9 protein-coding genes are annotated in these 11,265 nt (G+C 55.1%); 7 read left to right on the plus strand and 2 right to left on the minus strand.

All coding sequences use genetic code 11. The annotated features are described in order from the left end of the window. Nucleotides 1-376: 376 nt before the first annotated feature. Nucleotides 377-919 (plus strand): DUF4293 domain-containing protein, encoded by a 543-nt coding sequence (locus QZ302_RS06265; RefSeq protein ID WP_294593709.1) that lies wholly within the window; start codon nt 377-379, stop codon nt 917-919. Between the two features lie 1,276 nt (nt 920-2,195). Here QZ302_RS06265 and era read toward each other — a convergent pair. Both era and QZ302_RS06275 read right to left on the minus strand, forming a co-directional pair. Beyond that, complete coding sequence (era, locus tag QZ302_RS06270; protein WP_294593711.1) at nt 2,196-3,104, minus strand: GTPase Era; 909 nt, start codon at nt 3,102-3,104, stop codon at nt 2,196-2,198. Between the two features lie 54 nt (nt 3,105-3,158). Next, nucleotides 3,159-4,535 carry a dipeptidase gene (locus QZ302_RS06275; protein ID WP_294593713.1) on the minus strand — a complete coding sequence of 459 codons (1,377 nt, stop codon included), beginning with the start codon at nt 4,533-4,535 and terminating at the stop codon, nt 3,159-3,161. A 250-nt stretch (nt 4,536-4,785) separates the two neighbouring features. On the opposite strand from QZ302_RS06275, the gene QZ302_RS06280 reads away from it, so the two are divergent. The 6 genes from QZ302_RS06280 to QZ302_RS06305 form a co-directional block, all read left to right on the plus strand. Further along, nucleotides 4,786-5,424 (plus strand): ferritin family protein, encoded by a 639-nt coding sequence (locus QZ302_RS06280; RefSeq protein WP_294593715.1) that lies wholly within the window; start codon nt 4,786-4,788, stop codon nt 5,422-5,424. Nucleotides 5,425-5,721: 297 nt separating this feature from the next. Further along, nucleotides 5,722-6,891: a hypothetical protein gene (locus QZ302_RS06285; RefSeq protein ID WP_294593717.1), complete on the plus strand. Its 1,170-nt coding sequence runs from the start codon at nt 5,722-5,724 to the stop codon at nt 6,889-6,891. 114 nt (nt 6,892-7,005) lie between these two features. Beyond that, nucleotides 7,006-8,499, plus strand: coding sequence for a hypothetical protein (locus QZ302_RS06290; RefSeq protein ID WP_294593719.1), 1,494 nt, complete (start codon nt 7,006-7,008; stop codon nt 8,497-8,499). A 26-nt stretch (nt 8,500-8,525) separates the two neighbouring features. Next, complete coding sequence (locus QZ302_RS06295) at nt 8,526-9,092, plus strand: DUF3575 domain-containing protein (protein ID WP_294593721.1); 567 nt, start codon at nt 8,526-8,528, stop codon at nt 9,090-9,092. Nucleotides 9,093-9,140: 48 nt separating this feature from the next. Further along, a complete protein-coding gene (locus tag QZ302_RS06300) occupies nt 9,141-10,853 on the plus strand; it encodes a hypothetical protein (RefSeq protein WP_294593723.1) in 1,713 nt (570 codons plus the stop codon). Then, a partial coding sequence (locus QZ302_RS06305; RefSeq protein ID WP_294593725.1) for a FimB/Mfa2 family fimbrial subunit occupies nt 10,850-11,265 on the plus strand: 416 nt, incomplete at its 3' end. The genes QZ302_RS06300 and QZ302_RS06305, both read left to right, overlap by 4 nt.

The following is an 11,265-nucleotide window of genomic DNA, read 5'->3' on the forward strand; positions in this document are numbered from 1 at the left end:
GATACTTTATTTCCAGTCCATTGTCCGTCGCGGAAGTCTCTCTTCCCGGTTTATTCCGAGAGGCAACGCAACTGAAGACCGTAGGCACGATCGGTTGTCGTATGTGGGCCGGTATTCGTCATATCGAAACGCATACGCATCCCGTAGATGCCGCTGACCCCAGCCGCCCAACTGTAACCATGGCTGCCGACGCTCCACAATGCTCCTTCGCCGCGGCCGCGGTAGCCCGGGGCGGGGGGCGAATAAGAATATCACATAAATTAGCTGAAGACTGCATGGAGGAGTGGAATAGATCGATATCCGTGCATGCCGGATTTTGTTTTCTGCGAATTCTCGTTACCTTTGTCACTGATATTCATCTTTTTTCGAAACGATTATGTGGCAACGTATTCAGACGCTCTATCTGTTAATTGTGGCGGGGTTGATGGGGGCGATGTTTTTCATGGATTTCGCGACGGTGACCGTGGGATCGGTGCTGCCGGCGGGGACGACGCAGATGGTGGATGAGGAGGGGACGATTACGAGGGTGACGGTGCCGGAGGGGGTGGAACAGGAAATTGTCTTCGGCCTTTGGGGGGTGTCGCAGAATGGACAACGGGTGGTGGCGACGGTGTATATGGGAATTTTGGTCGCGCTTACGATGGGGGTCGCTTTGGTGACGATCTTTCTGTTTCGGAAACGGGGGGTGCAGGTCAGGTTGTGTTTTGTGCAGGCGGTATTGCTGCTCGGGATCGAGGGCTTTGTGGCGCTTTACATCTACAAACTCAAGGAGGGCTTGGAGGCGATGGGAGGAATGTTTGCTATTCGTTATTCACTGGCGGATCTCTTGCCGATCGTGGCGTTGATCTTCGTCTATTTGGCGTTCCGGGGGATTACGAAGGATATTGCGCTGGTTAAATCGCTGGATCGGATTCGGTGATTCGGGGGGTACCGTTATATATATAGGTATATATTTTGTGCTCGTCAAGGCTTGGGGCTTCGACGAGCACAATTTTTATTGGTACTGGGAGGGGGTTGTGATGTGTGTGAAAATTTGTTCTTCGGGCTTTCGGTTTTCGCGCCGCGACGGGAGGTGCATATGGCTCGGATTTGGGCCGAGCTCTTGCGGCTCTTTGAGCCGCGCAGTTCGCCGCCACCCCGCGCGGCGGACTGCAACTCTTCGGAGCTCGTTGCACTCACCGCTGGCGGCGATTGCTGTTGTTGGTCAAGGGGTGATGGGGTCTTACTCTTGCGACCCTTTAGGGTCGCGCGGGCCGGACGCCTCCCTTCGGGAGGCCCGCAACACGCCGCTCCGTGTCGAAAATTGCGATACCTCCCGGGCGTCCGACCGCAAAGTCAAATGTGAAATAGGGTAGAGACTGTCGGTTACTTAGGGTAGTTCCAGCCCTTTGCCCACCGCGGGCACGCAGCGTTTATTCCGAGAGGCAACGCAGCTGAAAACCGTAGGCGCGTTCGATCCCGTAGCTGGCGCCAAACCATTTCATATTATAATGTAAGTGGAGGCCGTTTGTGTTGCTGACCGTGGAAGACCAGACGTAACCGGCGTTGCCGGGGTTCCACGATGTGCCTTCGCCGCGACCGCGGCTGCCCGGGGCGGGCCCACCGTGCGTTTTACTGGCCGCCTCTACTCCCGTTTATTCCGAGAGGCAGCGCAACTGAAAACCGTAGACCCGAGCGTTCGCACCGCTGGGGTTTAGAAGGCCCAGATGAAACCAAAGATAAAAGCCCCAATAGCCGGTCGTAGAAGACGACCAGCTGGCGCCGTGATGTCCCACATATGCCAAGGCTCCATCGTTGCGCTCGTGGTAGCCCGGGGCGGGCCGCCTCGGATTCAAGTTAGGGTAGAGGCTGCCCTTATTTTTAGGGTAGACCCGGCCCTTTGCCCCCCGCGGGCCCGCGGCGTTTATTCCGAGAGGCAACGCAACTGAAGACCGTAGGCATGGCTGAGGATATTATGCGGGGTGAGTGTGTTGGAGCTGAATGTCAAACTTATATCTGCATAATAATCGCTATGTCGGGAAAGAGAAAGAGATTGACTGTAGCCGAAATATCCCGTCTCGTTGGGGGTGCCCGATGCTCGGTTGCGGTAGCCCGGGGCGGAGAGAGGGGGATGCGAAAAGGGCCCGCGGGATGGTCGTCTCCTCGCGGGCCCTGGGGCTGAGATGGGCGGTCTCTTCTCTCCCGCCGGGCGGGTGTCAGTCGTTGTTGTAACCGAATTGGCGTAATGCCCGGTCGTTGTCGCGCCAACCTTCGGCTACCTTTACGAAAATCTCTAAAAATACTTTCTTCCCCAAAAATGCCTCTAAATCTTTCCGCGCTTCGGTGCCGACCTGTTTCAGCTTCGTTCCCCGGTGGCCGATGATGATCCCTTTCTGGGACTGCCGCGAGACGTAGATCACGGCGCCGATCCGATCCAGCGTCGGGGACTCTTCGTAGGATTCGATCGCCACTTCGACCGAGTAGGGTAGCTCTTTGTCGTAGTGGGTCAGGATCTTCTCCCGAATGATCTCGCTCGCGAAAAAGCGAAGGCTCTTGTCGGTCAGCGTATCTTTCGGATAGTAGGCGGGCCCTTCGGGCAGCAGGGAGACGATCCGTTTGATGACCGGTTCGACGTTGAAGCCCTCCTGGGCGGAGACCGGAATGATCTCGGCGGTCGGGATCGCGGTGTGCCACCAGGAGACCAGTTCTTCCAGTTTTTCCGGGGTGGTCAGGTCGATCTTGTTGATCACCACCAGAACGGGGGTGCCGTCGGCGGCCATGGACTGTACGCGGGTCAGGAAGTCGTTGTTCTTGTCGGGCTGTTCGACGGTGTCGGTCACGTAGACCAGCACGTCGGCGTCGCTCAGGGCGCTCCGCGAAAATTCCAGCATCGATTCCTGAAGCTTGTACTTCGGTTTCAGTACGCCGGGGGTGTCGGAGTAGACGATCTGGAAGTCGGGCCCGCTGACGATCCCCAGGATCCGATGGCGGGTGGTCTGCGCTTTCGAGGTGATGATCGAAAGGCGTTCGCCGACCAGGCGGTTCATCAGGGTCGATTTGCCGACGTTCGGGTTGCCGATGATGTTTACGAAACCGGCTTTATGAGGGGTGTTCGGGGTATCCATATGGGGCTGCTTTTTTGTCGGGGATGCATGCAAATAGTGTGCCTCTCGGTGTGTTTATCGGTGGCTCTCGGCGAAGTGGCGGTAGAAGAGGGGCAGGGTGGCGATCCCGCGGCGGAAGTTTTCCAGCGGGAAGTTCTCGTTCGGGGAGTGGATGGCGTCGGTGTCGAGGCCGAAGCCCATCAGGATGGACTGGATGCCCAGAACGCGTTGGAAGGTGCTGATAATGGGGATGCTGCCGCCGCTGTAGAAGGGGACGGGGCGTTTGCCGAAGGTGGCTTCCATCGCTTTCGCGGCGGCGCGGTAGGCGGCGGAGTCGGTGGAGGCGGCGTAGGGGTAGCCGCCGTGCAGCGGGGTGCACTTCACGCGGATGCCGTACTGAGGGGCGAGCTGTTCGAGGTGGGCGATCAATTGTTCGGCGGCCCGTTCGGGGTCTTGTCCGGCGGCGAGGCGCATGGAGACTTTGGCGTGGGCGGTGGCGGGGATGATGGTCTTGGCGCCGGGGCCGGTGTAGCCGCTCCAGAGGCCGCAGATGTCCAGCGAGGGACGAATGCCGCGCCGTTCGAGGGTGGTGTAGCCGCTCTCGCCGCGCGGGGTGTCGAGGCCGATGGAGGTGGCGAACCGGCGGTCGTCGAAGGGGGCGGCGTTGATCTCGGCCCGCTCGGCGGGGCTGAACTCCCGGAGGTCGTCGTAGAGGCCGGGAACGGTGATCCGACCGGTGGAGTCGTCGGTCAGGGTGCCGAGCAGTTTGCACAGGGCGTTGGCGGGGTTGACGACGGTGCCGCCGTAAAGACCGGAGTGGAGGTCGCGGTTGGGGCCGGAGGCTTCGACTTCGATGTAGGTCAGGCCGCGCAGACCGCAGGTGATGGAGGGGGTGTCGGGGCCCAGCAGGGAGGTGTCGGATACCAATATGACGTCGGCGCGGAGCAGCTCTTTGTGGGCGGCGCACCAGGCGGTCAGCGAGGCGGAGCCGATCTCTTCTTCGCCTTCGAACATGAATTTGACGTTGCAGGGAAGGGTGCCGGTGGCGTGCATCGATTCGAAGGCTTTGAGGTGCATGAAGCCTTGGCCTTTGTCGTCGTCGGCGCCGCGACACCAGATTTTCCCGTCGCGGATCACCGGTTCGAAGGGGGAGGTGTGCCACTCGTCGAGGGGGTCGACGGGCATGACGTCGTAGTGGCCGTAGACGAGGACGGTCGGGGCGGTGTCGGAGAGCCGTTTTTCGCCGTAGACGATCGGATGGCCGGGGGTGGGGTGGATTTCGGCGCGGTCGGCGCCGGATTTCAGCAGGGCGTCGCGCAGCCATTCGGCGCAGCGTTCCATGTCGGGGCGGTGGTCGGGGGAGGAACTGATGGAGGGAATGCGCAGATAATCAAAGAGTTCTTTGAGAAAACGGGGCTGGTTCCGGTCGGCGTAGTCGAGGGCGGCTTTCATGGGATTCGGTTCTTGAAAATTTTTTAATGATTGACCCCAAAAATAGTAAAAAAACATAAGAATAACCAAAAGTCCAAAAAGATTGATTTTTCTTTGGCCGTTATACGAAAATATACTATGTTTGTGACATTATTTATTGACAGCCGGGTTTCGGGGCCGCTCGATCGGGAGGGGGCCGAAAGGTGAGGGGGGTATTTTTTTCCTGCCGTTCGCTTTCCGTTTCGGGCGGCGGGGTAAACGAAATCGAAAGATGATACGACGGTATTTCCTGGGTGCGGGTGTGTGGGGCGGATTGTTGGGTGGGGTCTTGTTGTGCGGCGGTTGCGGTTCGCGGCCGGTCGAGACGATCGAAAATCTGAAAAACATATCGGCTGACGAGGGCTATGCGGCGGAACGGTATGCCGACTTCTCGGAGCAGGCGAAGGAGGAGGGGTTGCAGAATATTGCCAATCTGTTCGAGGCGCTGGCTTGCTCGGAGAGGGTGCATACGCAGAAAAATCGCGAAATTCTGGAGGAATACGGCGATTCGCTCGTCGGGAGGCGGGATTCGGTGTTTCTGGTGGGGCGGACGCTGGATAATCTGGCGGTGACGGTGAGGGTCAAGGATTCGATGGCGAAGGTGCTATTTCCGGCGGTGGCGGAGGCGGCGAGGAGGGAACGGGCGTCGGAGGCGGCGAGGCTCCTGGACTGGATGGGGACGGTGGCGGAACGGCATGTCATTTATTGTCAGAGGGCGTTGGTGAAGCTGGGACGGGACGGGTCGGATGTGAATGTGATCAATTCGTGGTCGGTGTGTCCGGAGTGCGGGAATTTGTACTATACGACGAGCCTGGAGGAGAATTGTGCGTTGTGTCTGACGCCGGCGAGTCTGTTTTTTCTTTTCCAGTAGGCGAGGGGTTTTTGTCGGAGGGATTTTGTCGGGGAGGGGATTGAACTGAAGAGGGAGTTAAAACGTTGTGTCAGAGGACGATCTGCGGGTCGTCCTCTCTCTTTTTTACGGGGCGGGGGCGAGGGAGTCGGGGGCAGGAATACGACAAGATTGCTGCAATTTACTCCGAATATGTGTCGCTAATTGTTAAAAAGCATTACATTTGCACCTTGTAACGGATCGCGTCTCGGTGTGCCGGGGCGCGATTTGAAGGAACGAAATTGAAACGATAATTCTAACATTTTTGGCAGTTTAATCATGAAAGGATCAATCTGTGCGGTGCTCGCAGCCACTGCAGTGGCTGTCTCCTGCAAGAAGCAGGAGACAGTAAATCCCGTCTTAGTTACCAGCACTGTGGAAGTGATGTTGGGGGAACCGGCGACTAAGGCGTTCGGTGACAATAAGGCCGAAGATTGGGAAAAAACGGTGAATAATGTAGCGCTGTTTGTGTATGAATCGGGACAGGATGTGTGTGTATATCAACGGCAGTTTACCGAATATGAGGTTTCGAAACAAAAGGCGGTGTTTGCGATTCCGAATGTGAAGGAGAATACTCCATATGATTTTTATGCCATAGCGAACTGCGATTTCACGGCGGAAATGGCAAGTTATGCAACCAATAAGCAGGGGGTGGCGCGAAGTGTTTTGGAGGGGACTGCTTATCAGGAGGGGATGATCAGCGGATCGGTGAGCCGTTTCGGTAATTTGGTAGAGTATAATGGGAGTTTTTCGGTGATTTCTAAAGAGGCGAAGAGAAATTATCAGCAGAATAATAAGGGATTTGCGATGAGTGGCAAGGAGTCAACGACTACGCCGGCTAAGATTGACAATGTGCCGACACGGGTGACGGTGCCGCTCAAACGGACGGTGGCCAAGGTGATGATCAAATCATCGATTACGTCGGATTTTATCAAGAAATATCCGGGGACGGGTTTCAGAATTATAAATGCGGAGATAGATAGTTTGGCACAGCAGACATTCTTGATGAAACCGAAGGCAATTTCGTCGATCGCGTTGAGAAATGATGCGTTGAAGCAGGTGCCGGATTCGGTGAAAGCAAGTGAAACGGGAACTTTTACGTTGTTTCGGAATCTGTTCTATATCTATGAGAACGGGATTGCGGGGACGGCGGTTGCCAAGACGGAATACAAACCGATTCTGTTCTTGACGGCAGAATTCGATTTTGATGGGAATTGGGAGACCAAGGAGGATAAAAGCACGATTACGTATGAAATTCCGCTGGCTGGTGAGGCGGGGAGTATCGATAATACGAAGGATGCGAATTTCGGGCTCTTCGTGCGGAATGGATCTTATCTGGTGGATGTCGCGATCAATGGGTTGAGTTCGAATGAGGTGGTGGCGGAAATCAAGGTTGAAGAGTGGGAACCTCTTAAGACCCAAAATGTAGAGATTGGGAATAGAAATTAACCTTTTGCGAGAGGGTTTTCTTTCTACGTTTTTCACGGATTGCACATCGCGGGGTGCCGCCAAGGGAGATTTCTCCGGCGGCGCTCGTGCGGTGCGGTAACGGTGGATAGAATCATGAGTTATATCAGTCGTTTCATATTATGGACGGGAATGCTTTCTGTGGTGCTGCTGGCGGGCGGTTGCCGGAGGCATACCCTGGACGGGAACGCGGGAAAGGACTCTGAGTTGGTCGATGCGATGCTCATCCTGCGGTGTAATGAGCTCGAAACACGTGCTGCGACGCGCGAAGAGCAGGAACGGCAGGTGAATGACCTCAATCTCTTCTTTGTCCATAAATCATATCCGTCGCCCACGGGGCCGGAAGTGAGACACTACTATTTCTCGTCGGTAGATGTGGCTAAACATCTCAAACTCACTAATATCCGGCTGGGAAAGTATCGGATGTATGCGGTGGCTAATGCGGGGGGATCGCTGTGTAGCGATTCGCATCATCCAACTGATCCTACGGCGGTGGGGGAGTCATTCTGTTCGATGACGGAGCAGCAAATCAAAGCATTGGTGGTTAGTTCGGGGAAGAAGGATTTGACGCAAGCCGATGGTATGTTAATGAGCTCTGTGGATGAAAATATGGAAATCAAGCGGGCTAAACATCCTGGGGATCAGGTGGCTGAGGGAAGTATAGTGCCGATTTCGATTGTTCTGGAGCGGAAAGTGGCGAAGTTCCAGTTCTCGTATGAGTTAGGGGGGGATATGGTGGGTAAAATGAAGATCACATCCATCGGGGCGAGATATGCGCCTAAGAATGTTGCGGTGTTTGAAAAGAGTACGCCGAGTAGTTCGGGCGATTTCCTTGCAATGGATGTGGTTCGACCGCTTCGGAATTTTGTTGCGGACGGGAGTGAGGGGTATGGAGGAAATATTTCTAAAGAGGATCCGATAATTTTCTATCTGCAAGAGAATATGCAGGGAGATGTAAGCGGAATTACGGATCCGAGAGATCGGAATGGACACAAGGCGCCGAAGTATGCGTCTTATATTTTCTTGGATGGGACATATAAAGAGAGCGAAAATGAGAAAGCCGAACAATATGGGTTTTCGATTTTCCTCGGGAATAATACGACGGATAATTTTGATGTAGAGGGTAATGCTTATTATCATGTGCATTTGGAGTTGAATGGGTTGGATCCGGATGATATACGGATTTCCTCTCTGAAAATTAATGTGCTGAGTGCATTTCCTGTGGATTTTAAGTTGAATGAGCCTCAGGAGGCGATCGTTGAGATTATCTGTTCGAATTATTTTAACGACGAACTTCAGTTGGTTTGTACGGCACCGGGGGCGAGGGGGCAACACTTTGATGTATTCCCGCTTATTGTGAAACCGGATGGTACAGAGGAGTTAGGGCCTGCGTTTGATGATGTGTCGGGAACCGGAGACGGATGGTATGATGTTTTGGAAACGGACGATCAGCCGGGTGAACGACGGGTAAAGTGTAAAGTGGTGTATACGCAGACGATGTCTTCCGGGCTGATTCAGATGAATTTGATGCTTCGGTCGAGGTATGGAACTGCAACGGTCGTGGATCGCAAGAATATCATAGTAGAATAATGCGGCTTTTAAGAAAACGAGCGGCTGTGGAATGCAAAAAAATCATACGGGCTATTTTTGCTGTGGCGGTGCTGCTGGTCGGGATGGCGGCGACCGGAAACAAGGCGCATGCGCAGTTCTACTCGATTAGGGGAAATGGGCTGCTGTTGCTCTCGGGCACGATCAATATCGGATGCGATATCGCGGTCGGACAGAAATCTTCGCTCGATATCGGACTGTATGCCAATCCGATCAAAATGAATAAACTCTCGCTCATGGGGGTCGGGGTGCAGCCGGGATTCAGGTTCTGGAGGTTCGAACCCAATGCCGGTTCGTTCTGGGGGGTGCATCTCAGCGGGGCGTGGTATGATCTCGGGGATAAATACAATACCAGAAAAGGGTTTCTGGTCGGGCCGGGATTCTCGTGGGGGCATTGCTGGCTGATATCCAAACGATTTACGATCGGGGTCGAGATCGGGGCGGGGATTCTCTACATGCAGGATACCAAAAGGCCGAGGTATACGGATTATACGCAGGATGAGTACATCTACCACTCGAAACGGATTACGGTGGCGCCGACGAAGGCGGATGTCAGTTTTGTGTACCTGTTTTAACGATTTGTCGAATCTCTTTTATCACTACTTTTCGGATAGAACTCGCTTATGAAGCGTACTTTTCTGCTCCTTTTTGCGGCCTGTTGGCTGACGACGCTCCTCTTCAACGGTTGTGCCGTGACGAGCCGATTGGAACGGCATCAGTATACCAGTGTGGTGGCCCATACGCCCAGGCAGATGAGGGAACGGATGAAGGCGGATGAACAGCAGGATACGACCATTTATGAAATGAAGGGGGACAGCGGGTCGCTCTTTGTGGCGAATCGCAGGTCGATGGTGATCGAGGACGACGGGGAGGCGGTGGCCTTGCTCAGGTCGAGGGAGGTCAGTGTGATTGCGAAGACCAGGATGCTGGCCGAACGGAACGGGAAGATTCAGATCGACTTCCTCATCACGATGCCGAGGGAGTTGCAGGGCAATGTGCAGAGCTTTACCATCACCCCCATCATGCACCGCAAGGAGCAGAATATAGAACTTGAACCGTTGCAGGTGAGGGGCGGGCTGTTCAGCAAGCTGCAGGAGCGGAATTACTGGAGGTACTCGAAGTTTCAGAGCAAACTGGTGCGGAGAAGGAAAGGAAATCTTTCGGAGGAGGATACGCTCAGGCTGAAGGAGGCGTTTCATCGATTCGTGCAGTTCCCGTATCTGGACCGGAGCCGGTTCGACTCGATTCTGAACGGGAAGGAGAAGATCACGTACTTCTATACGCAGGATGTGAAGGTCGAAGAGGATGACAAAAGGCTCTATATTTCGCTCAACGGACGGGTGAATGCGCTGGACGGAAGTTCGTACGATGTGCCGCCGAACGATACGCTGCAGTTCAATATCAGCTCGATGCTGACGTTCGTGCTGCCGATTACGAGGTATATGACCCGGATCGTCGAGAAGTTTGCGGTCGTGAATGACCGGAATTACTTGACGTTCAAGGTCAATAATACCAAAATCATGGACTCGCTGGGGAACAATGCTCAGAATCTGGGGCAGATTCGGGACTTGATGCACACGCTCTTGTACCAGCATGAGTTCTATGTGGACAGTATCGTCCTGACGGCGGCTTCGTCGCCGGAGGGGAGCTTTAGGCACAATAACCGGTTGGCGAGGGAGCGGGCCTACGCTTTGAGCAGGTATCTGAAGCAGGAGTTCGATTTCCCGGAACTCGATACGCTCCTCACGGTGCGTTGGGAGGGCGAAAACTGGACGGACTTCAAGCGAGAGGTGGTGCGTGACGACCAAATCGAGCATCGGGACGAGATATTGAGGCTGGCGAAACAAATCGCGGATCCGGATGAACGCGAGGCGGCGATCAGGAAGCAGTACGGAAAGGATTATCGCTACATTCGGGATGTGATCTATCCGAGGCTCAGGGTCGTGGACTTCAAATACAACCTCCGGAGGGTGGGGATGCTCAAGGATACGATCCATACCACGGTGGTCGATACGGTGTACCAGCGGGCGGTCGAGCTGTTGCGCACGCGTCATTACAAGGAGGCTTCGACGTTGCTGATGCCGTATCGGGACCAGAATACGGCGGTCGCGCTCTTGTCGAGGGGGTTCAATGGGGCGGCGAGGGAGATTCTCTTCGAACTGCCGTCGTCGGCGCAGGTGGAATATCTGAGGGCGATCGTTTGCTCGCGGCTGGGCGAGTGGAAACTGGGAGAACAGTGCTTCCGGAAGGCGTGCGAACTGGACGACTTGCTGGAATATCGGGCCAATCTCGACCCGGAAATGTCACCGTATCTGCATAAACAGGAGAAAGAATGAGGAAGATATTAATTTTAGCGGCAACTGTGGCGGCGGGAATGGCGGGGATGAGCAGTTGTACGCTGACCGAAAAACTGGACGTCGAGATCAATATGAAACCGACGTTGCTGCTGGAGTTTCCGGATAACGACAGGGTTCGGACGCTGCATGCGATGGTCTATGATCCGCAGGGGGTGTTCCAAAATATTCTGGAACTCGAAGACGGGGTGGCGGCTAAGGCGACGGGAAGGGACGGGGAGACGGGGAAAAGAGTGGATACGTTGCTGGCGGGGGTGCCGGAGGGGGAATATCGGGTGGTGTGCTATGCCAATCTGGAGCAGGCGCAGCTGGCGGAACTCAAGCCGGGGGTCTCGACGTGGGAGGAGCTGGCGGTGACGCTCGATCCGAATCGGGAGTATGTCGGGTCGGATGC

Origin of the sequence: uncultured Rikenella sp. (assembly GCF_910579375.1) — a bacterium.
Taxonomy (GTDB): Bacteria; Bacteroidota; Bacteroidia; order Bacteroidales; family Rikenellaceae; genus Rikenella.

What these genes read in the sequence shown, in the direction of transcription:
- QZ302_RS06265 (WP_294593709.1), top strand. Translation starts at nt 377, where the DNA reads ATGTGGCAACGTATTCAGACGCTCTATCTGTTAATTGTGGCGGGGTTG.
- era (WP_294593711.1), bottom strand. Translation starts at nt 3,104, where the DNA reads ATGGATACCCCGAACACCCCTCATAAAGCCGGTTTCGTAAACATCATC.
- QZ302_RS06275 (WP_294593713.1), bottom strand. Translation starts at nt 4,535, where the DNA reads ATGAAAGCCGCCCTCGACTACGCCGACCGGAACCAGCCCCGTTTTCTC.
- QZ302_RS06280 (WP_294593715.1), top strand. Translation starts at nt 4,786, where the DNA reads ATGATACGACGGTATTTCCTGGGTGCGGGTGTGTGGGGCGGATTGTTG.
- QZ302_RS06285 (WP_294593717.1), top strand. Translation starts at nt 5,722, where the DNA reads ATGAAAGGATCAATCTGTGCGGTGCTCGCAGCCACTGCAGTGGCTGTC.
- QZ302_RS06290 (WP_294593719.1), top strand. Translation starts at nt 7,006, where the DNA reads ATGAGTTATATCAGTCGTTTCATATTATGGACGGGAATGCTTTCTGTG.
- QZ302_RS06300 (WP_294593723.1), top strand. Translation starts at nt 9,141, where the DNA reads ATGAAGCGTACTTTTCTGCTCCTTTTTGCGGCCTGTTGGCTGACGACG.